This window comes from Anaplasma phagocytophilum str. Webster, assembly GCF_000964685.1.
GTDB classification, from domain to species: Bacteria; Pseudomonadota; Alphaproteobacteria; order Rickettsiales; family Anaplasmataceae; genus Anaplasma; species Anaplasma phagocytophilum.
The window spans coordinates 561,182-583,375 of the sequence record NZ_LANS01000001.1; the positions used below are offsets into that span (position 1 = coordinate 561,182).

Below are 22,194 nucleotides of genomic sequence, written 5' to 3' on the forward strand. Positions count from 1 at the left end.
CCCCGCTTCCAACAAACCACCTTAAAAAGCAAACCTAACACCAAATTCCCCACCGACATAAGCCATGGAGAAGTTAGCAATAGCAGTATCCTTAGTACGACCCGCCGGACTAGTATCATCTACAAGACGTTGAGCCGGCAGATCATCATAAACGCCATCTCCCACAACACGATGGTAGAATCCACCCGCAAAAGCGGAGATTTCAGGAGAGAGCTGATAACTCAAGCCAGCCTTTAACCTATAAGCAAGCTTAGGAGTGATATGCCCATCAACAACACCCACGAAGTTACCACCGAGACCAACGCAAGCATAAGGAACAACGCCTAAACCTTCACTAAGAAGATCATAACAAGCATTTACCATCACAGAAGTAGAAGAAACCGCCCTGATTTCAACAACCTCACCACCTTCAATAGTTTTAGCTAGTAACCCTGCTACTATGGTTTTTTCTTCGGGGGTGAGCTCCTGTACTAGGTCTTTAGCTACCGCTGTGGCGTTGTCATTGTTAGAGGCTCCGGTTCCTGTCGACGTGGGCCAGTTTTTACTTCCATCTCCTAGAAGTGTTCCACGGACAAAGTCCTTTAGCACCTGTGGTATCGTTTGGCCCGCGGGCTTGGTTGTGGTATTCCCGTTAGTTCCAGCACACACAGCCACTTTTCCCTCCCCGCTCGTAGCTACGTTATCCGTCCTCTCAGCATAAACGGCATATAAATTGCTACTGTTTGTCCCCTTCTTCGTCACACAAACCTTCTTACCAATGCCGGAATGAGAAATCTCCACCGCCTTAGCAAACTGAACGATGTCCTTCCCGGAGGTCTTAGCAAGAGCAGCGGCAAGGTTATCAGTCTGCCCAGTAACAACATCATAAGCTAACTCCTTAGCTAATAGATATACTGTATCAGCTTCATCTTCCTTACTACCACTATCTCTAATACCCTTGGTCTTGTTTTTCAATAATGAGAATTATTGCATAGGCTTTTGGTATACCTGTGATTTAAAGTAGTTGAGCCGGAAGATCATCATAAACACCATCTCCAACAACACGATGGTAGAATCCACCTGCAAAAGCAGAGATTTCAGGAGAGAGCTGATAACTCAAGCCAGCCTTTAACCTATAAGCAAGTTTAGGAGTGATGTTCTAGACACCATCCGCATCAGACCACAGATTAGCTTTCCTTGAAGTACAGATAACCTCTGTAAAGTTTTAGAGGAGATTCCTAGATAGCAAGTATTTTTCATGATGGGTAAGAGCGTAAAGCCACTGTACGGACCTACTAAGTATGGTGAATCGCTGATCGTAGTTTGTTTCACGAGTGGTGCAGCACTAATTTTGCCTAGTTACTTTCTACGGGCATATAGGGTTAAAGACGGACGGATTGTGCTGTACTCGTCAACAACACCAACGAAGTTTCCACCGAGCCCAACACAAGCATAAGGAACAACGCCTAAACCTTCACTAAGAAGATCATAACAAGCATTGACCATTACAGAAGTAGAAGAAACCGCCCTAATCTCAACAACCTCACCACCTTCAATAGTTTTAGCTAGTAACCCTGCTACTATGGTTTTTTCTTCAGGGGTTAGCTCCTGTACTAGGTCTCTAGCTACAGCTGTGGCGTTGTCGTTTGGCGTAGCCTTTTGGACCGCATCAGCAGCAGCCGTTGATGTTGGCCAATTCTTACTACCATCTACCAACAGTGTTGCCTTCACAAAGTCTCTAAATACTTGTGGTGTGTTCTGCGCTTGTGTCTGTGCGCCGTTAGCTGTTGAACCGTGCCCACCACAAAGAGCAGTTTCCCCATGCCCTGCGCTGCTCTTCGCGTTCGTTTCGCCCGCATATATTCCATGTGTTGATATCTGACTCGTATGTCCCCGTTTTGTCCTACAAACCTTCCCATCGATATTAGGATGAGAAACCCCAACCGCCTTAGCAAACTGAACAATATCTTTACCGGAGGTCTTAGCAAGAGCGGCAGTAAGCTTATCAGTCTGCCCAGTAACAACATCATAAGCTAACTCCTTAGCTAGTAGATATACTGTATCAGCTTCATCTTCCTTACTACCACTATCTCTAATACCCTTGGTCTTGAAGCGCTCGTAACCAATCTCAAGCTCAACCCTGGCACCACCAATACCATAACCAACACTACCTTCCATAGCTACAAGCATGTTGTCCTTAAACCCAATCCGAGGATCAGGTGTGTTCCAGTCAAACTTGTGTGACTCTAGCTTTACACTCTTTCCATCCTTTAAGTATGGATATACTGCCTTAGTCTCTCCGTTACTCTCCCTTATACCCTTGTATATCTAAATAATAGATTCATAATAATAGAATCCTAGATAACAGGTCTCCAAAATTCCAACCACTGTTACTGCAAAAATTTACCCCGTGTTGAGATGTATAATTAGTTGCATAAACATTGTGTGAGTGGCAGACTAAAATGTTATCTAGTTGTTAATAATTTGTGATGATTAGAGTGGGAATAAATGGCCTTGGTAGGATAGGTCGCTGTTTGTTTAGGTTGTTATGCAGTTTAGATAGTTCTTCAAAGATTGAGCTTGCTGCAGTGAATGGTTCTTCAAGTATAGATTTGCATAGGCATTTGCTAAAAAATGACTCAGTGCATGGTGTATATGAGCACGCGATAGAAAAGATAGGAGAAGACTTTTTTTCGGTTAATGGGAAGAAAATAAAGTTTTTCTGCGAAAGAGACCCTGAAAATGTCCCTTGGGATTCATGTGGGGTGGATGTCGTTTTTGAGTGTACGGGTAAGTTTAATAAGAAGCCTCTCGCAGCAAAGCATATTAGGGGTACTGTAAAAAAGGTTATAGTTTCCGCTCCTGTGGATGGTGCTGATTTACAAGTGATCTATGGTATAAATGAGGGCAGTATCACCAACGATCATAAGGTTATTTCCGTAGGATCATGCACTACAAACTGTGCTGCTCATGTTGTGGGAGCTATTGATCGTGAATTTGGAATAGATGGTGGTTTTATAACCACTGTTCATGCGTACACTAATGACCAGAATCATGTAGATGGAAGCCATAAGGACTTCCGTAGAGCTAGAGCATGTGGTTTGTCCATGATACCTACTTCTACCGGTGCATCTAAGGCATTATCACTACTTTTCCCTCACTTAGATGGCAAAATTTCCGTTGCTGCGGTAAGGGTTCCTACTCCTAATGTATCTATGGTTGATTTCACTTTTGTTCCTTCTGTAAAAGTGCCACGCTCCTCCATAAATGATGCATTATCGAAAGCTGCTGATATTAGGAAAGATGTGCTCTTAGCCACTGAGGAGATGTTAGTGTCAGTGGATTTTAATCACACTACTTATAGTGCAATTTTTGATCTCTGCGAAACTCACGTAAATGATGCCAACTTCTCTCGCGTGGTTGCTTGGTATGATAACGAGTGGGCTTTTGCTAATAGAATGCTGGATGTCGCCCTAATAGCGCAGAAATTTTTATAAATTCCATATGTACTTTAAACATTGTTGGAATTTCTGAGCGAATTGTGCTAAAAGGTAGTGGGCAGTGCGAGCGGGTTTCGTGTGAAGTCGGTCAGGTTAGAAATAAAGCAGCCGTAGCATTGAGTATTCGGGTTGCACTGTCCACTGGGTTCTGCTAAGGGTGGTGCACTGGTGAATTTGGCGCTAAAGTACAGGCCGAGCAACTTTGATGATCTTGTTGGTCAGGATGTCTTGGTCCGGATACTGAGAAATTCTTTTTCCGTCGGAAATCTTAATACTCCTTTATTAATGGTGGGTGCTAGTGGCGTTGGTAAGACTACGTGCGCAAGGATAGTCTCGCTGTGTCTTAATTGTGAGAATGGGCCTACTTCGTCTCCCTGTGGGACATGCGCTACTTGTACTTCTATTAAAAACTCTCATAACCCAGATGTTGTGGAGATGGATGCTGCTAGTAATACCAGTGTGGATGATATTAGAGTGATCTTGGAGAGTTCCAACTATCTCCCGGTAAGCTCTAGGTTTAAAGTCTATATCATAGACGAAGTGCATATGCTCTCCACTAGCGCATTTAATGCGTTATTAAAGACTTTGGAAAGTCCAGCTCAGCATGCAAAGTTTATTATGGCTACTACGGAAGTTAGAAAGGTTCCTGTAACCGTAGCTTCTAGGTGTTTAAGATTGGATCTGGGTAAGCTACCGATAAAACAGTTATACGATCATCTTGTAAAAATATCGGCTAAGGAGAATATAGCTCATGATGAAAGTAGTCTGATGCTTATAGCTGAGAATTCTTCTGGTTCTGTTAGAAATTCTCTTTTCCTGCTAGAGCAGGCTCTTATTTATTCTAACAATAAAATTTCCCTGCAGGAAGTTAGGGAGTTGCTTGGTTGTGTTGATAAGAAGATTCTTGAGGGCATTGTAAGAGATATTATAAGTAGTGATGTCAAAAGCGCTATAGATGGCTTTAGAGAGTTATGTAATGCTAGTACGCCGGTCATAATTTTTGAGGGGATGCAGAAGGTCGTTTATGGGCTTTGTATGTATTCTATTGATAAGGATTTTCACCATGGTCTAGGGGAAGAGTTATTTACTGCTGAAAAGTCTGGTTCTACTCCTTTTCTTTCTAGATTGTGGCAGTTGGTTCTACATGGAATTCAGGAGATTAAGAGTTCTGAGAGTCCGGAGCAAGCTGGTGAGATGCTAATAGTTAGGTTATGTTACTTGAGTGATTTACCTTCTCCTCAAAAGATAGCTTCTTCTATATCTTCGAAGTATGGGGATATGCCTCCTTCTGGAGGGCAAGGAAGGAGTGAATCTTTAAATGCAGGAAGTATGTCTGCGCGCAGTAGACCTTGTTTTATGGGAGCTGCTAGTAGTCCTACAAATGCTGTAGGTGGTATTTCTGTTTTAGGAGATAAGAAAAATAATGATGTCAATGACCGGGGTAAGGTGTACAATCCGGATGATGATGAGGCTGTAGTTGATGTTGTGAAAAACTTCGATGGTGCTTCTGTTGTGAGCTTTAAGAGTTTTGATGTCTGAGGGGTATCTTTATGTCTTTTGATGATCAGAAATTTGCAGATTTGCAAGATGCTCTGAAGAAAAAGCTGTCTGAGCTAAAAGTGTATCAGGAGCCGAAGTCTTTTGAGGGGCAGTCTCTTGGTGGGAGGGTATCTGTTAAGATACTCTTGTCAAATCTTGTGGAGTATAAAGTACAAGAAGTAAAGGTGGATCCGGCGCTTCTTGGGGAAAAAGCTTTTGTGGTTGAGGACTTGATAAAGGCAGCCTTTGATGATGCTTTTAGAAAGTCTATGGACTACAACAAGGGCTTTATTAGTTCTTTGATGTCTTTTTATTTCTAGATATGGATCATATTATAGCTGTAGTTGGCGCTACCACTATGCTGGGGCGGGTGGTTTTGAATGCCCTTAGTGAGGCTGATTTTTCTTATAGTAATGTTGTTGCTCTTTCTTATTCTGACTCTGTTGGAAAGAGTGTTAGTTATGGAGAGAAATTTAATCTCACGTGTGAGAGTTTGGATAAGTATGACTTTTCTCAGGCTTCTATAGCTATATTTACTGCTACTGATGCGATATCTGAGAGGTATGTTAGAGAAGCAGCTGGTAGAGGGTGCGTTGTTATAGACAGCTCTTCTTTTTCGCGCATGGAAGCGGGGGTTCCGCTCATTGTTCCTGGGGTGAACAGTGCATGTATAGGCATGTATAAGGATGGAAATATCATAGCAACGCCATGTAGCATGGCATCTCAGTTGATAGAAGTGTTATTTCCTTTGCATAAATTGGTGAAGATAGAGCGGGTGGTTGTATCGACGTATCATTCTGTATCTCATGCGTGCAGGAGCGCAATGAATGAACTTTATGATCAGACCAAATCTATTTTCATGAATGGCAAGGTGAAGCCACGTGAGTTTCCTAGGCAGGTATCTTTTAATTGTATTCCCTGTGTTGGAGAATTTGCCGATGGTGATTTTACTCAAGAGGAAGTAAATATCTCTAATGAAACTGTAAAGGTCTTGGGTGGTGGAATAGGAGTAACTGCCACTTGCGTATTTGTTCCTGTTTTTGTAGCGCACTCTGCGGTTATTAACGTTGAATTTAGTGGCTATATATCTAAGGATGAGATATTGGAAGCCTGGGGTCAGGGGTCGGACGTTTTGGTGATAGAGAAAGATAGTGAAATGAGCTATACCACCCCTATAGAGTGTGTTAATGACAGTGAGGTTTACGTCTCTAGGTTTAGGGTAGATGACACGGTTCCTTATGGCTTTAGTATGTGGTTAGTTGCTGATAATATGAGTCGTACAGGGCGTGGTTTGGTGCAGATTGCCATGGTTCTCATTGAAGAGTATTTACTTTAGGGCCATTTTAAATTGTCTTTATTTATCTAAGTTGAGAAGGGAGAAGTTCTATTAGAGAGCTGATTATTCGTATCTCTTGTGGTTGCGGTATTCTGTAGTTATTTTCAAGTTCTTGGTATGTTAGCCATACCATATTAGTTGAGCAATAGTTAATGCTTTGAATGGGGGTGGGGGTGGATTGTTCCTATTTTCATTGCGTGCAAGGTGTGAGTATGTTAGAATCCCGGGTTATTGTCACTTAGGTAGGGGACTTTATGGATAGTTATAACGTTAGGTATGAGAGTGCCTATTATTGCGCGGGGCTGAGAAGCTACCTGGTGCGCGTTTATAACTATATGGCATTGGCTTTGGGGATTACTGGGGCTGTTGCATTTATAGCGTCGCTTTCCGGGGGATTAATGGCTGCGATATATGGAACTCCTTTGCATTGGGTGGTTTCATTAGCTCCTGTTATTACTGTTTTTGTTATGTCTGCTAGGGTTCATCAGATGAGCTATCAGACGATGATGATGGTGTTTCTGGGGTTCTCAGCGATGATGGGTTTATCGCTGTCGTACGTTTTCATGGTGTATACGTCTCATAGTATTGCCAGGGTTTTCTTCATTTCCTCTGCTATGTTTGGGACTATGGCCTGGTATGGTAATACTACTAAGAGAGATTTATCTAAGTTTAGCACATTTTTGACTATGGGTGTTGTGGGCTTGATAATAGCTTCAGTAGTTAACTTGTTTATGCGGAGTGGACCTCTTTATTTCGCTATTTCTGTTGTTGCTGTTCTTGTATTTACGGCTCTCACTGCAGTAAATGCACAGGAGATAAAGGATATGTATTACCGCTTTAATGATGGTGATAGTAACACTGTAGGGAAGATGTCTATTCTAGGTGCTACTAGCTTGTACTTCTCTTATATCAATATATTCGTCCATATGCTGCATCTTATGGGTGACCGCAGGTAGGGGTTTTCGATAGTAGGCGATGTTATCTTGCCGATACGAAGGTCTAGACCTGTTATCTCTTAGAAGGGTAGCCAGGGAATTGGCTGGAAGTCTTCGGGGAGGTATGGTTGTTGCCTTGAGGGGAAACCTTGGAGTTGGTAAGACGGCTTTTAGTAGGGAAATAATAGATTGCTTTTCGGGGGAGGATTTCCTCGGTAGTCCTACTTTTTCTTTGGTTCATGAGTATAGCACTCCTGCTTTTTCGCTGTATCATGTGGATTTATATAGGCTATCCACTTTGAAGGAAGTGCAAGAAGTGGGCTTTTTTGATTTTTGTGATAACAATCTTGTTCTAGTGGAATGGCCTGATATTTTGGATGGGGTGGTACCATTTGATGTGAATGTTCGGATTACGCACTCTTCGGATATTGAGGAGATGGTTAGGGATGTGGAGATTGAGTGGAGTAAAGCCTAGTTATATTTAAGTCCTTCCCAAGATACTGTAGAGCAATCTAAAAAATAGAAAAGTCAGCTGGTATGGTTGTAATGTTTCTGGAACTGAGACCGAGCGCCGAGGTGATTATGGGGTTTTATGAAACCACAAGACTGTAGCTAGCAGGGGCTAAGACAACATGTCATATTTGGGGATCTGCTGGTAATAGCTGAAGCGGAAGAACCTGTCAGAAGGAATTTTCTGGGGATCCGTTTGGTATGATAATAAGGATTGGCAAACGTCCACAGTGGTGGAGGACAGAAGAAGAAAGGGTTCCATAACCCATAGCTTACGACAAACACGACAGTTGTAGCTCAAGACAAGTGCAACAGCTGTTGCTGACGACCTAACTAAAAAACTCACTCCTGAAAAACCATAGTAGCAGGGCTACTAGCTAAAACTATTGAAGGTGGTGAGGTTGTTGAAATAAGGGCGGTTTCTTCTACTTCTGTGATGGTTAATGCTTGTTATGATCTTCTTAGTGAAGGCCTAGGCGTTGTTCCTTTATTAGAGAATATAGAATGGGGAGATTAAGTGTTGAGGGAGTACATTCCACAAACCACCTTTGACTCTGAATACCTTAGTTAAGTCACTACTCACGAAACAAACCACGATCAGCAATTCACCATACTGATAAGGTCCGTATAGTGGCTTTATGATCTTACCTAGCATGAAATTACTTGCTATCTAAGAATCTTCTCTAAAACTTTACAGAGGTTATCTGTACTCCGAGGAAAGCTAATCTGTGTCTGATGCGGATGGTATTGAACGCATTACAGGTCAAGCTGTCTTGCAGTTTCTGGGGATACGATAAGGTTGTACCTATAAAACTCTGAAACATATCACTGCAATACGACCCTAATTAGAAAACACTGGAAAGTATGACAACTGCCTACGGAGCGCTAGCTAGGTATAAACTAGGAGTATACGCAATAACTTTTATTATTAAAACAAGACCAAGGGTATTAGAGATAGTGGTAGTAAGGAAGATGAAGCTGATACAGTATATCTACTAGCTAAGGAGTTAGCTTATGATGTTGTTACTGGGCAGACTGATAAACTTACCGCTGCTCTTGCTAAGACCTCTGGGAAAGACTTTGTTCAGTTTGCTAAGGCAGTGGAGATTTCTAGCCCTGAAATTGATAAGAAGGTTTGTGCTGGGAGTCATGCTGCATTGTCGCAGTCGAAGAGCTCGGCGACGACTTATGTAAGTGAATACACAGGAAGTGGAAACGAGAATACTAAAACGTCTCAGTGTAGTGGTTTTAAAGACCTAACGACCGAGAAAGAGAATAGAGGTTTGTATAAGTTTGCGAGCATAACAAAGGTTGGGGAAGGTAAAAACTGGCCGACGGGGAAGGGGGGACATGGCAGTGCTAGTCCTGAAACCGGTGCTACTAATAGTAATGCTGCAGCCGTAGCCACAGACCTAGTAAACCTTAATCGTGACGAAAAAACCATAGTAGCAGGGCTACTAGCTAAAACTATTGAAGGTGGTGAGGTTGTTGAAATAAGGGCGGTTTCTTCTACTTCTGTGATGGTTAATGCTTGTTATGATCTTCTTAGTGAAGGCCTAGGCGTTGTTCCTTTATTAGAGAATATAGAATGGGGAGATTAAGTGTTGAGGGAGTACATTCCACAAACCACCTTTGACTCTGAATACCTTAGTTAAGTCACTACTCACAAACAAACTACGATAAGCTATTTTCCATACTGAGCAGGTACGTACAGTGGCTTTATACTCTTACCCAGCATGAAATTACTTGCCACCTAGAAATCTCCACCGCGGACTTTATAAAGGTTATTTGTACTTCGAGAGTGGATGGTATTGAACACATTACAGGTTAAGCTGTCTTGTAGTTTCTGGGGATATTATAAGGTTGTACCTATAAAACTCTGGAACATATCACTGCAATACGATCATGATTCGAATACACTGGGACTTACGAATCTATATAGGTATACCAAGATCCTATGCAATAACTCTTATTATTAAAAATAAGACCAAGGGTCTAAGGGATAGAGTAAGAGTATTATTAGAGAGTATGAAGTAGATACAGTATATCTACTAGCTAAGGAGTTAGCTTATGATGTTGTTACTGGGCAGACTGACAAGCTTACTGCTGCTCTGGCCAAAACCTCTGGGAAAGATATCGTTCAGTTTGCTAAGGCCGTGGAGATTTCTCATCCTACTATTGATGGGAAGATTTGTAAGACTAAGGATGGTGCTTCGAGCGGAGACAAGTATGGTAAATACGCTGCTGAGTCAGATAGGGATGGTTCAAGCAACTATGGTAATGTAGCGCTTTGCGGCGCTGCTGGTAATAGTAGTAATACTGGCGGATCTTCTCCTCAGTTTTTGAAGGACTTTGTTAAGGCCACGCTGCTAGGGGATGGTAGCAAAAATTGGCCTACGTCTACCGCAAAGAGCGGCACGGGGCAGCCGACTCCTAAACCTAACGACAACGCCAAAGCCGTAGCCAAAGACCTAGTCAAGGAATTAACCCCTGAAGAAAAAACCATAGTAGCAGGATTATTAGCTAAAACTATTGAAGGTGGTGAGGTTGTTGAGATGTGTCTATCTCCATCCACTTAGACATAGTGCACTTGGGGATAAGATTATGCATAGAGTATGTGCTGTGGAGGCGCGTTATAGTAGCATAACGTGCAGACGCCGAGTTCTCTACTATACTGTTCAAGGTTTATACCTAGGACCCTATTTAGATCATTGCTGGGGCTATTGAGATTAGGGCGGTTTCTTCTACCTTCATAAGGATCAGAGACGAATTGCCATCACTTCTGCCTTGTTAACTTGGGAATGGAAGATTGGACATATAGTTTGTGCTGTCTGTGAATACGTTTACGTTACAGCAATCTAATATCTGAGACTTTTGGTACTATTATCAGGCGCTTGGTTTATACTAGGAGAAACGCTCCAGGAGGTCATTTCAGATGTTACGGGAAATTACATAGTGCTATGGAAATTATGGCGGTTTCTTCTATCCCAAGCATGGTTGACTTTGGATATGCTGGTTATTTTCTAAGATGTTATAAAAGTTGACCTACCTACAGCAGGAGGCCTAACAAAGCTAATCTCCAAGAAAAAACATATACTCTTACGTGTCTTGTATGCTTCATAGTGTTTTTGGGAAGGTATCTGTAGTATTCGGATATACAGGGAAAATTGTAACCATACTGGAAGCATGATATAGATGGTTCTGCAATGTACAATAACAACGCCAATGGGTTTAGAGTGGTTACTCGCGCGTAGGTATCTGAGTTCTAAAAAAGGGCGATTCTTGTGTTCTCCCATGAGCGTATTTTCCATCCTGGGAATCTCTATAGGAGTAGCTACCCTAGTCTCAGTCATGGCAGTTATGAGCGGTTTCTCTGCTAAGTTATTGCATAACATTCTTGGGATGAATGGACACATTACTGTTCATTGTCAGGATGTGGATTATCACACAGTCATCCCTGAAGTAGAGAGCACAGCGGGTGTAGTGTCTGCCGTAGCTGTGTTGGAAGGACAGGTTATGGTGAAATCAGAACATGCAGCAGTCGGTGCAGTGCTTAGGGGCATGGAAATGCCTGATATTAGCGATAAACTGTCGCAATATGTAGTCAGTGGAGATACCGAAGAGTTAGAAGCAGGAATAATCATAGGCTCTAGACTAGCTGAAAGCTTAAATGTTTACTACGGTGATGAGGTGGTTGTGATTTCCTCGTCCAGCTTCTCGACTATGCCACGAACGCATGAGTATAAAGTTACGGGGATTTTCAATGTGGGTATGTACGAGTATGATAGCGCATTTGTGTATGTGCCCCTAGAAAGTGCTCAGACTCTCTTAGGATACGATGGCGGAATGCAATATGTAGAGGTTAGAGTAGATGATGCCTTGCACTCTTCTAATATCGTAAAAGAACTCATTGAGAAGACAAAGATGCGAGTGGAAGATTGGAAAGTCCAGCATGGACAGTACTTCTACGCATTGGAATTAGAGCGTGATGCCATGTTTTTTATTCTGACGTTAATTATTGTTGTGGCTGCCTTTAATATAATTTCAGGAATTTCTGTGTTAGTACAGGATAAGACAAAGGCTGTGGCTGTGATGCGTACTATGGGATTGAGTAAGTTTGCGGTGGCTAGGATATTCTGCATGTGTGGTGTGTGTATAGGTGCTATAGGCACTGGAATAGGATGTTGCTTGGGTGTCTTGTTTTCTTTAAACATGGAGAGGGTGAGTGACTTTTTGATGATGTTCGGCCAGGGTGCATTTTTTGAATCTATCGCATATTGTTTGGAAGGTATTCCGTCCAAGATGGTGTTCTTAGATGTTGTGCGAGTGGCATCTTTGTCGTTGTGTATTTCACTAATAGCAGCGTTGCTCCCAGCGCTTAGAGCAGCGTATCAAAATCCTGTAGATATTCTTAAATATGAGTAAGCAAATGCGAAGAGAAACATGTTGTTGGATGAGTATATTCTGTATTTTTGCGTTATGGATGGGAGGAATTGTATACTTTGTTCTTGATATGAGGCAAAATTTGTTGCTCGATATGAAGCAGGATTTAGCATCGGTGCTTCAGCATGTAGAGAAGCTTTCTAGTGCTGGTGCGTCCTTCAATAACAAGCTTTCTGACACTTCCATAAAAGCCGAGAAAGTTATTTCTCTTGTAGAACAGATGAAGGCTTCTATGCCTCCCAAGACAGTGATTGTCAATAAAGATGGTTGTATACCACAGGAGTGTTTGGCAAGGGTGTTGTTGATTGTATGGGATTTGCGGAGATCTTTTGCTTTAGGGGCGATGTCTAGTGACACTGTAAGGGCTGTAAAGCCTATGCTAGCAGAGCTGCGTGATCGGGAAATTGACGAAAGTTTGCAGGTTTTAGAGAATTTTACCCATCGTAAAGGTTATAGGGAGATAAAGGAAGAATTGCGCGCGATCAAAAAGTCGTTGCATTTCGGGCATAACGGACCTGTGATGAAGTATTTATCTAAGTGGATTTCCATCGAAAACCATAATGACCGGGTGTGGCAGGATTTTGCGAGTTTAGAGAATTTAGTGGATTCAGGGGCGTGGACCGATGCATTGGAGCTTATTGGTAATAGTGAGTTGAAGTCTGTTCCTAGGGTCCAGTTGTGGATGCGTGATCTAGAATTTGTTCTGAGTGTAGAAGGGCATCTTGCTCTGATATACAATAAACTGATTGAGCGTGTTAATAGAAATCCCGAGGGCATATGATTACGTATTTTCTGATTTTCATAGTTGTATCCCTAGCGTGTGGTTTTGCCGTTCAAGGATACGAAGGGCTAGCGCTGAAGCTGGAGGTATTAGGTTATAGCGTAGAGGCTAATGTTGTATTTGTAGTCTTCATGCTGTGTGTGCTTTTTCTCTTCATTGTACTGGTTGGACGTGCATGTTTTGCTTGTGCACTGTGTATGTATAGGGTTCGGCGCGGTAGTGTATCGAAAAAGTATGACGAAGTTGGAAAAAGCTTTGCATTTTTGAGTGTAGGTCACGTTGATAATGTAAGAAAAATTGTAGGAATATCTGAGAGATTTGCGAAGTTTGATAGCCCAGTATTACAACTTTTAGAGGGATGTGCTAGTTTTCGTATAGGGCAATATGAGATAGCTGAGAAGCATTTTTCTCTTATACCGTCAAAGGCCTTGCAGGAAGTAGATTTGGGTGCGTGGCTTGTTGGGATACTGGCAAACGAGAAGAGCAGAGATTGCAAGCTCAGAGTTCTAAGTAGGTTGTATGACGTTTTCCATTCAAGACGGTGGTCAGTATTGTTTAGGTTGGAAATTGCTCGTATGGAAGGTCAGTGGGACGAAGTGCTCACTGCGTTAAAGTTAATAGAGAAGTACGGTGTTTCTCATCCATATGACCTAAATGACTTGGAGTTGATTGCGCGTTGTAAGCTTGCGGAATTGCACTACATGCAAGGTGATTTTAAAGAAGGGTTGGGAGTAATTAAGGGGAGCTCAGGTCTCCAAGCAACATTATGGCGTGCAAAATTTAATGCAAAATTGAATAACGTAAAAAGGGCCATGGAGGAGTTGGAGGCATACTACAGGGTAGATCCGCATCCGGATGTAGCGTCTCTTTATCTATCTATGGTTCAAGATAAAAATCTTGCTGTAGAAAAACTTAATGCCTTAAATCCGGATAGCTACATGAGTTTCTTGCTGATGGTGAGGAAGTACATGGATCTAAAGCAATATAATGCTGCAGAGAAGCATCTGAAGCAGGCGCTAACGCAGTATAAGTATGCTGGGCTATATGGTATGATGCTTGAAATCATGGTGCGTTTGGGCAATCTAGACGAAATTGAGTATTGGATTGATATGATGCGCAGGGATTCAGTGCCTGATATGCACTGGGCATGTGAGAAGTGTTGTTATTCGCCCAAAGAATGGTGCCAGGAATGTGACGAATGTGAGGGATTCAACACGATAAAGTGGCGGGGATAGAGGATAGTTTAATAGCGACGGATGCTATTTTCGTGCAGATAGTGCTTAATCCTGAGGTTGCAGTACATAAAACGGGGTGATTGTGATAGCGGAGGCATTGCTTGTATTTACGGTGACGTGGTGGATAGCCTTATTTATTTCCCTGCCTATAAATGTTGAGATGAATGAGACTGAAGGTCCCGTAGTGGGATGTGCTAGTAGTGCACCAAAGCGCGCGCATTTGGCAATAAAGGCTCTTATTGTGACGGCTATAGCATCGCTTATGACGTGTTTGTACTGTTACTTCAAGTATAAGGGATACGTTGATAAGGTATTTGCCGTTCTGTATGACCTTGCTCCATGATCTTAGGAACACCCGCGGACTTTTATGATGTTTTTGTAGTATATAGCATAATAAATTTTATTAGTGTTAGCGTGTGCACATGGTGCATACATGCCAAATGGAAACTACTTGACTGGATATGAGGTGTGCGTAATAATACGGCTGGTTTTCCTTATTCGTTGTTTTGGGCGTTGTGAGGCAGCAAGTGAAAGGGCGCGCTGAGTATGTCTACGCGCGTGTCTTAGTGGATTTAGTTAAGGATAATTCGGAAGAAGTTTCCGCGGGGATCCGTTCGTTGCTTTGTGCATGTGAGGATCGTGACGTGCGTGCGTTTTTTGTAGATCCTACTGTGCCATTTGGGGTGAAGGTGGCAGCTTTGCGGGATGTTCAAAAGGCGTGTGCGTTGGATGATACTCTGGTGAGCTTTGTCTGTGTTGTGGTAGAGGACGGATTGTTTGCTAGTCTCGGTGGTATTTTTGAGAAGTTTTTTGCTCTTCTGAGGCGGAAGCTTGGGAAGTTTAATTTGGAAATAATTTCTGCCGCTCCTTTGACAGAGAAGGAAGAGAGTAAAATATTGCGTATGTTGCGGGCGCAGTATGGTGATCCTGAGGCCATTATTAGGCGTACGGATCCGGGAATTTTGGGTGGCTTTGTTGCTAAGGGTGACACTTTTACGGTGGATGCCTCTTACGTGGGGCAGTTACGTGAGCTAACAAGGATTAGTAAGGAAGCTGTTTTTAGTATCTAGTGATTTATTGGATGAAGCATGAGTGGTGTATCGTCGGGTGAGGTTCTCAAGATTCTTAGAGAGAGAATAGAGAACTTTGGTGGTCCTGTAAAAGCGGGTAGCGTAGGGGAGGTTCTTTCTGTAAAGGATGGGATTGCTGTAGTCTACGGGTTGCATGGAGCGGGATTTGGAGAGACTGTAGCTTTTGCTTCTGGTGTGCGCGGTGTGATATCTGGGCTGGAGAGTGATATTGCAAGCGTTGTTATCTTTGGTGAAGACAGAGAAGTAAAGGAAGGGGATTCTGTCGAGTGCACTGGTGAGTTGATGAAGGTGCCAGTGGGATTCTCGTTGTTGGGGCGCGTGGTAAGTCCTTTGGGTATGCCTTTGGACGGTGAAGGTGCGATATCGGGATGTGATGGTGAGAATCCGGTAGAAGTGAAGGCGCCGGGTATTATGGCTAGACAGCCTGTTAGTGAGCCTTTGCAGACGGGGATAAAAACGATAGATATGCTTATTCCTATCGGGCGTGGGCAGCGTGAGTTAATTATCGGTGATAGGAAGACGGGAAAAACTGCTATAGCGCTGGATACTATTATAAACCAAAAGCGGTATAATGACCGTGCGGCAAGTGAGAAGGATAAGGTATATTGCATATATGTTGCGATAGGGCAGAAGAATTCTTCTATTGCTAGAGTGGTGAGTAAGTTGTGTGAGGCTGGTGCGGCTGATTATACGATCGTTGTTGCTACTGGTGCGTCAGACTCTGTGCCGTTGCAGTATTTAGCTCCTTATGCTGCTTGTGCTATGGGGGAGTTTTTCCGTGATAACGGCATGCACTGTTTGATAGTATATGATGATCTTTCTAAGCATGCGGTGGCATACAGGCAGATGTCTCTATTGTTGAGGAGGCCACCTGGTCGGGAAGCTTATCCGGGTGATGTGTTTTATATACACTCTAGGCTTTTGGAGAGGGCGGCGAAGCTGTCGGATGCGCTTGGTGGTGGGTCTTTGACTGCTCTGCCTATTATAGAGACGCAAGCTGGGGATGTGTCTGCGTATATTCCTACCAACGTTATCTCCATAACTGATGGTCAGATTTTCTTGGAATCAGAGCTATTTCACAAGGGGTTTAGGCCTGCGATAAATGTAGGATTGTCGGTATCGCGTGTGGGTTCCGCTGCGCAGGTAAAGGCTGTAAAGAAGGTTGCGGGCTCTATGAAGCTGTCTCTGGCGCAGTACAGGGAGTTGGAGGATTTTGCTAGGTTTGGTTCGGATCTTGATGCAAGCTCTCAGGCTATGCTTGAGAAAGGTAGGAGGATGATAGAGCTGTTGAAACAGGGGCAGTATTCTCCTTTATCTGTTGAGGAGCAGGTAGCGGTGATGCTTGCGGGGTCTGACAGTTGTATTGATGCTATTCCTGTAGGTGATATGTGTCGATTTGAGAGGGGTCTGCTGGAGAAATTGCGGATTGACCATGGGGATCTCATGGCTTGCTTGTTGGAGGATGATGTACGAAGTAAGCTGTTGGAGGTTATCAGGGGGTTTGCGGTGAGTTTTTGACAGTGAATGTTAGAGATTAGGTACTGTATGAGCGACTATGTGACTACTAGGTTTCCTATTACGAAGGGGGGCTACCAGAAATTGGAGTCGGAGCTGGAAGCTCTAAAGAGTGAGAGACCGAAGATTATTAAATCTATTTCTGATGCTAGGGAGTTGGGTGATCTTTCGGAGAATGCTGAGTACCATGCTGCGAGAGAGCGTCAGGGTCTTGTAGAAAGCAAGATAATGGAGCTTGAGTCTAAGAAATCTAGGGCTGAAGTCATAGAAGTATCAGAATTATCGGGTGATACGGTTATGTTTGGGGCAACTGTTACTGTATCCGTGTATGATGAGCAGAGTGATACTACTAGCGAGGTTAAGTATCAGATAGTTGGGGAATATGAGGCGGATGTTTCGAAGAATATGATATCAATTAAGTCGCCGTTGGTCCTGGCTCTATTGGGCAAGCGAGAAGGTGACAGTGTTGAGCTGAAAACGCCGCGTGGAGACTATAAGGTATATCAAATTAACAAAGTTGAGTTCATATAGGTATTGGGTTTAGTATGAGTTTTGAGCCGAGTGCGGCTGTCTTTTCTTCCATTGAAGAAGTTGTTAGGGATGCTGCGGAAGGGAAGGTGTTTGTGCTTCTCGATGACGAGGAGAGGGAGAACGAGGGTGATTTGGTAGCTTTAGCGGATAGGGTGAGTCCTGAGGCTATCAATATGATGATCAGATATGGAAGTGGGATAGTGTGTCTTGCATTTTCTGAGTATCACGCTAAGAAGCTTGGTTTGGGTTTGATGTCTCGTAGGAATGCGAATGATGGTTGTCCTGCCTTTGCTGAATCTATTGATGCTAGGCATGGAATAACTACGGGTGTATCTGCGAGTGACAGGGCTGCTACTATATTGAAGGCTGTATCTGATGACAGTAGTGCTGATGATATAGTCACGCCTGGGCATGTCTTTCCTATAGTGGCGAATCCTGGTGGTGTTTTGAAGAGGGGTGGTCACACTGAGGCTGGTGTAGACATTGCCAAATTGGCAGGTGCGGCTCATGCCGCTGTTATCTGTGAGCTTATGAATCCGGATGGTACTATGGCGCGATTGCCTGAAATCATGGAGTTTGCAAGTGCAAATGGGATTAAGGTGACTACGATTAAGAAGCTGAGAGAATATCTTAGTAGCTCCTGACGCATGTATGGATATTGTAGCGGAAAATCGGAAGGTTAGGTTTAATTACACTATTCTCAGTGAGTATGATGCTGGTATTGTGTTGCTAGGTAGTGAGGTGAAGTCATTGCGGCAACACAAGGTTAGTATGGGTGATGCTTATGTGCTAGAAAGTGGTATGGAGTTATGGGTTCATAATCTACACATATCTGAATACAATAGGTCGAGTTATAAGAATCATAGCCCGTTGCGTGTGCGCAAGTTGCTGCTGAGAAGGCGTGAGATAAACAAGATTGCTGGTAGTGTTAAGGCTTCGGGTATTACGGTTGTTCCGAGATTGGTTTACTTCAACGAAAGGGGATTGGCTAAGGTAAGAATAGCGCTGGTAAAGGGCAAGAAGCTATATGACAAGCGAGAGGCTATTAAAGCTAGGGAGTGGGAGCGGGAGAAAGGCCGTACTATGAAACGCGATATATAGGGTAACGGTCGCTGGGCATGATTTGGCTCTGCTTTATATGGGTATAGTCTGTATATAAACATTGCTCCGCTGTTCCTAAGCGAGGTCAGCAAGCTTTTTCTAAGTATACATCAGGCGACTAATATAATATGGATATTTGGCTAAGGGCACGCTGTTGCTATGCGCTAGTGTTATGGGTTGCGATCATGTAATCGTGGTGCATCTAGATGTGGTAAATAGTAGAAAAATCGCTAATCGTTTTACTATCCGGTGAGCCAGGTTATGGGTTCGGTGATTGTGAAGTAATGTCCATAATTTTGGTACTCAGTATTGAGATGTTGCGCTGGTTACTCAAGATATGTGAGATTGCGCTTTTTCAGCGTCCGTCATTTGATGTCTGGAGTTCTCTGATAAGGCTTACCCAGAAATTTATTGTTAGATAGAGGAAGAGTATTATTAGAGAGAATGAAGTAGATACAGTATATCTACTAGCTAAGGAGTTAGCTTATGATGTTGTTACTGGGCAGACTGATAACCTTGCTGCTGCTCTTGCCAAGACTTCTGGTAAAGATATTGTTCAGTTTGCTAAGACTCTTAATATTTCTCACTCTAATATCGATGGGAAGGTTTGTAGGAGGGAAAAGCATGGGAGTCAAGGTTTGACTGGAACCAAAGCAGGTTCGTGTGATAGTCAGCCACAAACGGCGGGTTTCGATTCCATGAAACAAGGTTTGATGGCAGCTTTAGGCGAACAAGGCGCTGAAAAGTGGCCCAAAATTAACAATGGTGGCCACGCAACAATTTATAGTAGTAGCGCAGGTCCAGGAAATGCGTATGCTAGAGATGCATCTACTACGGTAGCTACAGACCTAACAAAGCTCACTACTGAAGAAAAAACCATAGTAGCAGGGTTACTAGCTAGAACTATTGAAGGGGGTGAAGTTGTTGAGATTAGGGCAGTTTCTTCTACTTCTGTGATGGTTAATGCTTGTTATGATCTTCTTAGTGAAGGTTTAGGTGTTGTACCTTATGCTTGTGTTGGTCTTAGTGGTAACTTCGTTGGTGTTGTTGATGGAATTCATTACACAAACCATCTTTTACTCTGAGTACCCTAGTTAAGGTAAGTTACTAGGCAAAATTAGTGCTGGAGCACTTACGAAGCCAACTATGATCAGCGATTCCCCGATTCCCAATACTGAGCGGGGCAGTCAGTGGCTTTACACTCTTACCAGTATGAAATTACTTGCTATCTAGGAATTTTCTCTAAAACTTTACAGAGGTTAGCTGTCTTTCAGTTTCTGGAGATATTATAAGGGTGCACCTATAAAACTCTGGAACATATCACCGCAATACGATTCCGATTCGAAAACACTTGAAAGTATTACAACTGCTTATGAAGGTACATCCATGGGAATATTAAGAGTCTAAATAATAAGCCTATTATTTAAACCAAGGGTATAAGGGATAGAAGAAGAGTATTATTAGAGAGGAAGAAGTAGATACAGTATATCTACTAGCTAAGGAGTTAGCTTATGATGTTGTTACTGGGCAGACTGATAAGCTTACTGCCGCTCTTGCTAAGACCTCCGGTAAAGATATTGTTCAGTTTGCTAAGGCTGTGGAGATTTCTGCTCCTAAGATTGATGGGCAGGTTTGTGTGACGAAGAAGGGGACTAGCGGGAGTAGCTACGCTGAGTATGACCTGGAGACGGATGTGCAAAGTGGTACGAAATTGAAGGTGGCGCTATGTGGAGGTGCCGGCGCGGGAACGGGCAATGGAGGGGCTTCTGCGCAAGTTCTACATGACTTTGTTTCTAACACGTTGAGTGGTGGTAGTAAGAACTGGCCTACATCCACGGTAGGTAGTGGAAACAGTACTGGTCCTGTACCGGTGCAAAACGACAATGCCGAAGCCGTAGCTAAAGACCTAACAAAACTCACCACCGAAGAAAAAAACATAGTAGCAGGGCTACTAGCTAAGACTATTGAAGGTGGTGAGGTTGTTAAATCAGGGCGGTTTCTTCTACTTCTGTGATGGTTAATGCTTCTTATGATCTTCTTAGTGAAGGTCTAGGTGTTGTTCCTTATGCTTGTGTTGGTCTTGGTGGTAACTTCGTTGGCGTGGTTGATGGGCATATCACTCCTAAGCTTGCTTATAGGTTAAAGGCTGAGTTGAGTTATCAGCTCTCTCCTGAAATCTCCGCCTTTGCTGGCAAGCATGCCAGTTACCTATTATAGATCGCTAGGTATACCAAGATCCTATGGTAAGTAATAAATCTCATTATTAGACCAAGGGTATTAGAGATAGAGGAAGAGTATTATTAGAGAGAATGAAGTAGATACAGTATATCTACTAGCTAAGGAGTTAGCTTATGATGTTGTTACTGGGCAGACTGATAACCTTGCCGCTGCTCTTGCCAAGACTTCTGGGAAGGACTTTGTTCAGTTTGCTAAGGCGGTTGGGGTTTCTCATCCTGATATTGATAACAAGGTTTGTGGGACGAAGCCCCATACAAATAAATATGCACAGTATGCGGGTAAAACAAATAACAAGAACAGCACGGATAATGATCTAAAGGTAGCTGTCTGCGGTGCGACAGCAACGTTTGCCGGAAGCAGTGGGCGGAGCACTGCTCACGTTCTGAAGGACTTTGTAAGAGAGACGCTGAAAGAGGATGGCAATGGGAATTGGCCTACATCTACAGCGGAGACAGATGGAACACCGCAGCCCAAAACTAACGACAACGCCAAAGCCGTAGCTGGAGACCTAACAAAGCTCACCACTGAAGAAAAAACCATAGTAGCAGGGCTACTAGCTAAAACTATTGAAGGGGGTGAAGTTGTTGAAATCAGGTCGGTTTCTTCTACTTCTGTGATGGTTAATGCTTGTTATGATCTTCTTAGTGAAGGTTTAGGCGTTGTTCCTTGACGTTCTGTAAGTCAATTGCCTGGCAGTAAATTTTCGGGCTTTTGAGACGAAAACAACTCTTACACCACTCTGAGAGTGCCTTTTATACTCCCACTAAACATGTTTCATGAAATCCGTGACTTTGTTGCTAAGTATGTAGTGTTACAACAGCACATGTACCGTCCGGTATGCAGCAAGAATCAACACCATCTAGAAAAATCTATATCGTTTATAAATCTGTAAAAATCTCATGGCGAATGTGCTCTATGTGTTTGCTAAGCGCATTTTTAGAAGTTGTGCTGTGTTTTAACATGTGTATTTTCGGGGTAGAGGTACGGAAAAAAGTTAGAATGTGTCCTCCCATGCGTTTTGGATTATAGTAATTCCATGTTTGATTGACAGACGATAGACCTCGAAACTCATTTGGTAATCAGCAAATTTTGGATGACGAACTAGGAAATATTTAGCAGCTCTCGTGATTGAACGGCGCTGCTTCGCACTTAACGGTATTTCGTTAAAACTATTTCTTATACTTGTCTTGACCTCTATAAAAAATAGCAGATTTCTCTTTTGTGCTATTATATCCACTTCGCCCACAGGTGTTCTATAACGGTGGTACAAGATCTTCTGTAAACGTATTTTAAGCAATAACATAACGAGTAACTCCCCAGTGTAGCCTATTAAGTTGCTAGAGAGTTTGAGCATTTATTCTCCTGACAAATTGCATATTCTTCGGCCATGGTACATGCTGCAGCGCACTATTATATAAGAACGTACTGAGATTTAGGGTATTATTATTTCTTGAACAGGT

General features: G+C 42.9%; 18 protein-coding genes, 1 other RNA gene and 8 pseudogenes. 23 read left to right on the forward strand and 4 right to left on the reverse strand.

Annotated elements, in window-relative coordinates; all coding sequences use genetic code 11:
- Positions 1 to 21: 21 nt before the first annotated feature.
- From APHWEB_RS02330 to APHWEB_RS02335, 3 genes and pseudogenes are all read right to left on the reverse strand, one after another.
- Positions 22 to 945 (reverse strand): annotated as a pseudogene (locus APHWEB_RS02330) (P44/Msp2 family outer membrane protein); the annotation flags it as partial.
- Between the two features lie 49 nt (positions 946 to 994).
- Positions 995 to 1,135 (reverse strand): P44/Msp2 family outer membrane protein, encoded by a 141-nt coding sequence (locus APHWEB_RS05965; protein ID WP_080502925.1) that lies wholly within the window; start codon positions 1,133 to 1,135, stop codon positions 995 to 997.
- A gap of 203 nt (positions 1,136 to 1,338) precedes the next feature.
- A pseudogene (locus tag APHWEB_RS02335) lies at positions 1,339 to 2,295 on the reverse strand (P44/Msp2 family outer membrane protein); the annotation flags it as partial.
- Positions 2,296 to 2,468: 173 nt separating this feature from the next.
- Between APHWEB_RS02335 and APHWEB_RS02340 the strand changes: the two are divergent.
- From APHWEB_RS02340 to APHWEB_RS05990, 23 genes and pseudogenes are all read left to right on the forward strand, one after another.
- Positions 2,469 to 3,476: a type I glyceraldehyde-3-phosphate dehydrogenase gene (locus APHWEB_RS02340; RefSeq protein WP_011451359.1), complete on the forward strand. Its 1,008-nt coding sequence runs from the start codon at positions 2,469 to 2,471 to the stop codon at positions 3,474 to 3,476.
- Between the two features lie 53 nt (positions 3,477 to 3,529).
- An RNA gene (gene ffs, locus APHWEB_RS05975) (signal recognition particle sRNA small type) lies at positions 3,530 to 3,628 on the forward strand.
- 19 nt (positions 3,629 to 3,647) lie between these two features.
- Positions 3,648 to 5,018: a DNA polymerase III subunit gamma/tau gene (gene dnaX / locus APHWEB_RS02345; protein ID WP_011451358.1), complete on the forward strand. Its 1,371-nt coding sequence runs from the start codon at positions 3,648 to 3,650 to the stop codon at positions 5,016 to 5,018.
- A gap of 11 nt (positions 5,019 to 5,029) precedes the next feature.
- Positions 5,030 to 5,338: a YbaB/EbfC family nucleoid-associated protein gene (locus tag APHWEB_RS02350; protein ID WP_011451357.1), complete on the forward strand. Its 309-nt coding sequence runs from the start codon at positions 5,030 to 5,032 to the stop codon at positions 5,336 to 5,338.
- A gap of 2 nt (positions 5,339 to 5,340) precedes the next feature.
- A complete protein-coding gene (locus APHWEB_RS02355; protein WP_011451356.1) occupies positions 5,341 to 6,354 on the forward strand; it encodes an aspartate-semialdehyde dehydrogenase in 1,014 nt (337 codons plus the stop codon).
- A gap of 254 nt (positions 6,355 to 6,608) precedes the next feature.
- Positions 6,609 to 7,310 carry a Bax inhibitor-1/YccA family protein gene (locus tag APHWEB_RS02360; RefSeq protein ID WP_011451355.1) on the forward strand — a complete coding sequence of 234 codons (702 nt, stop codon included), beginning with the start codon at positions 6,609 to 6,611 and terminating at the stop codon, positions 7,308 to 7,310.
- A 19-nt stretch (positions 7,311 to 7,329) separates the two neighbouring features.
- Positions 7,330 to 7,764 carry a tRNA (adenosine(37)-N6)-threonylcarbamoyltransferase complex ATPase subunit type 1 TsaE gene (gene tsaE / locus APHWEB_RS02365; protein WP_045895537.1) on the forward strand — a complete coding sequence of 145 codons (435 nt, stop codon included), beginning with the start codon at positions 7,330 to 7,332 and terminating at the stop codon, positions 7,762 to 7,764.
- Between the two features lie 340 nt (positions 7,765 to 8,104).
- Positions 8,105 to 8,286: pseudogene (locus tag APHWEB_RS06865) on the forward strand (P44/Msp2 family outer membrane protein); the annotation flags it as partial.
- 448 nt (positions 8,287 to 8,734) lie between these two features.
- Positions 8,735 to 9,370 (forward strand): annotated as a pseudogene (locus tag APHWEB_RS02370) (P44/Msp2 family outer membrane protein); the annotation flags it as partial.
- Between the two features lie 412 nt (positions 9,371 to 9,782).
- Positions 9,783 to 10,375: pseudogene (locus APHWEB_RS02375) on the forward strand (P44/Msp2 family outer membrane protein); the annotation flags it as partial.
- Positions 10,376 to 11,024: 649 nt separating this feature from the next.
- Positions 11,025 to 12,224: a lipoprotein-releasing ABC transporter permease subunit gene (locus tag APHWEB_RS02380; protein ID WP_011451353.1), complete on the forward strand. Its 1,200-nt coding sequence runs from the start codon at positions 11,025 to 11,027 to the stop codon at positions 12,222 to 12,224.
- 58 nt (positions 12,225 to 12,282) lie between these two features.
- Positions 12,283 to 13,023: a hypothetical protein gene (locus APHWEB_RS02385; protein WP_048651635.1), complete on the forward strand. Its 741-nt coding sequence runs from the start codon at positions 12,283 to 12,285 to the stop codon at positions 13,021 to 13,023.
- Entirely contained in the window at positions 13,020 to 14,258 is a 1,239-nt protein-coding gene (locus APHWEB_RS02390; protein WP_011451351.1) for a hypothetical protein, read from the forward strand. Before APHWEB_RS02385 ends, APHWEB_RS02390 begins: the two co-directional genes overlap by 4 nt.
- A gap of 82 nt (positions 14,259 to 14,340) precedes the next feature.
- Complete coding sequence (locus APHWEB_RS02395) at positions 14,341 to 14,601, forward strand: DUF1467 family protein (RefSeq protein ID WP_011451349.1); 261 nt, start codon at positions 14,341 to 14,343, stop codon at positions 14,599 to 14,601.
- Positions 14,602 to 14,773: 172 nt separating this feature from the next.
- Complete coding sequence (locus tag APHWEB_RS02400; protein ID WP_020849169.1) at positions 14,774 to 15,328, forward strand: ATP synthase delta subunit family protein; 555 nt, start codon at positions 14,774 to 14,776, stop codon at positions 15,326 to 15,328.
- Between the two features lie 18 nt (positions 15,329 to 15,346).
- Positions 15,347 to 16,867, forward strand: a complete 1,521-nt coding sequence (gene atpA, locus APHWEB_RS02405) for a F0F1 ATP synthase subunit alpha (RefSeq protein ID WP_011451346.1) — start codon at positions 15,347 to 15,349, stop codon at positions 16,865 to 16,867.
- A gap of 27 nt (positions 16,868 to 16,894) precedes the next feature.
- Positions 16,895 to 17,395: a transcription elongation factor GreA gene (gene greA / locus APHWEB_RS02410; protein ID WP_011451345.1), complete on the forward strand. Its 501-nt coding sequence runs from the start codon at positions 16,895 to 16,897 to the stop codon at positions 17,393 to 17,395.
- Positions 17,396 to 17,409: 14 nt separating this feature from the next.
- Positions 17,410 to 18,039 (forward strand): 3,4-dihydroxy-2-butanone-4-phosphate synthase, encoded by a 630-nt coding sequence (gene ribB / locus APHWEB_RS02415; RefSeq protein WP_011451344.1) that lies wholly within the window; start codon positions 17,410 to 17,412, stop codon positions 18,037 to 18,039.
- Between the two features lie 7 nt (positions 18,040 to 18,046).
- On the forward strand, positions 18,047 to 18,496 hold the full coding sequence (gene smpB / locus APHWEB_RS02420; RefSeq protein WP_011451343.1) for an SsrA-binding protein SmpB: 450 nt from the start codon (positions 18,047 to 18,049) through the stop codon (positions 18,494 to 18,496).
- A gap of 284 nt (positions 18,497 to 18,780) precedes the next feature.
- On the forward strand, positions 18,781 to 18,918 hold the full coding sequence (locus APHWEB_RS06675; protein WP_155375815.1) for a hypothetical protein: 138 nt from the start codon (positions 18,781 to 18,783) through the stop codon (positions 18,916 to 18,918).
- Positions 18,919 to 18,936: 18 nt separating this feature from the next.
- Positions 18,937 to 19,581: pseudogene (locus tag APHWEB_RS05985) on the forward strand (P44/Msp2 family outer membrane protein); the annotation flags it as partial.
- Between the two features lie 377 nt (positions 19,582 to 19,958).
- A pseudogene (locus APHWEB_RS02430) lies at positions 19,959 to 20,713 on the forward strand (P44/Msp2 family outer membrane protein); the annotation flags it as partial.
- 50 nt (positions 20,714 to 20,763) lie between these two features.
- Positions 20,764 to 21,401: pseudogene (locus APHWEB_RS05990) on the forward strand (P44/Msp2 family outer membrane protein); the annotation flags it as partial.
- 327 nt (positions 21,402 to 21,728) lie between these two features.
- Here APHWEB_RS05990 and APHWEB_RS02435 read toward each other — a convergent pair.
- Positions 21,729 to 22,088, reverse strand: coding sequence for a YraN family protein (locus APHWEB_RS02435; RefSeq protein ID WP_020849165.1), 360 nt, complete (start codon positions 22,086 to 22,088; stop codon positions 21,729 to 21,731).
- Positions 22,089 to 22,194: the final 106 nt, after the last annotated feature.

Excerpts from the sequence above, each read along its gene's own strand:
- APHWEB_RS02385 (WP_048651635.1), top strand. The coding sequence starts at position 12,283 with ATGGGAGGAATTGTATACTTTGTTCTTGATATGAGGCAAAATTTGTTG.
- atpA (WP_011451346.1), top strand. The coding sequence starts at position 15,347 with ATGAGTGGTGTATCGTCGGGTGAGGTTCTCAAGATTCTTAGAGAGAGA.
- greA (WP_011451345.1), top strand. The coding sequence starts at position 16,895 with ATGAGCGACTATGTGACTACTAGGTTTCCTATTACGAAGGGGGGCTAC.
- APHWEB_RS02380 (WP_011451353.1), top strand. The coding sequence starts at position 11,025 with ATGGGTTTAGAGTGGTTACTCGCGCGTAGGTATCTGAGTTCTAAAAAA.
- smpB (WP_011451343.1), top strand. The coding sequence starts at position 18,047 with ATGGATATTGTAGCGGAAAATCGGAAGGTTAGGTTTAATTACACTATT.
- APHWEB_RS02435 (WP_020849165.1), bottom strand. The coding sequence starts at position 22,088 with ATGCTCAAACTCTCTAGCAACTTAATAGGCTACACTGGGGAGTTACTC.
- APHWEB_RS02355 (WP_011451356.1), top strand. The coding sequence starts at position 5,341 with ATGGATCATATTATAGCTGTAGTTGGCGCTACCACTATGCTGGGGCGG.
- APHWEB_RS02350 (WP_011451357.1), top strand. The coding sequence starts at position 5,030 with ATGTCTTTTGATGATCAGAAATTTGCAGATTTGCAAGATGCTCTGAAG.
- ribB (WP_011451344.1), top strand. The coding sequence starts at position 17,410 with ATGAGTTTTGAGCCGAGTGCGGCTGTCTTTTCTTCCATTGAAGAAGTT.
- APHWEB_RS06675 (WP_155375815.1), top strand. The coding sequence starts at position 18,781 with ATGTCCATAATTTTGGTACTCAGTATTGAGATGTTGCGCTGGTTACTC.
- APHWEB_RS02360 (WP_011451355.1), top strand. The coding sequence starts at position 6,609 with ATGGATAGTTATAACGTTAGGTATGAGAGTGCCTATTATTGCGCGGGG.
- APHWEB_RS02390 (WP_011451351.1), top strand. The coding sequence starts at position 13,020 with ATGATTACGTATTTTCTGATTTTCATAGTTGTATCCCTAGCGTGTGGT.
- tsaE (WP_045895537.1), top strand. The coding sequence starts at position 7,330 with ATGTTATCTTGCCGATACGAAGGTCTAGACCTGTTATCTCTTAGAAGG.
- APHWEB_RS02340 (WP_011451359.1), top strand. The coding sequence starts at position 2,469 with ATGATTAGAGTGGGAATAAATGGCCTTGGTAGGATAGGTCGCTGTTTG.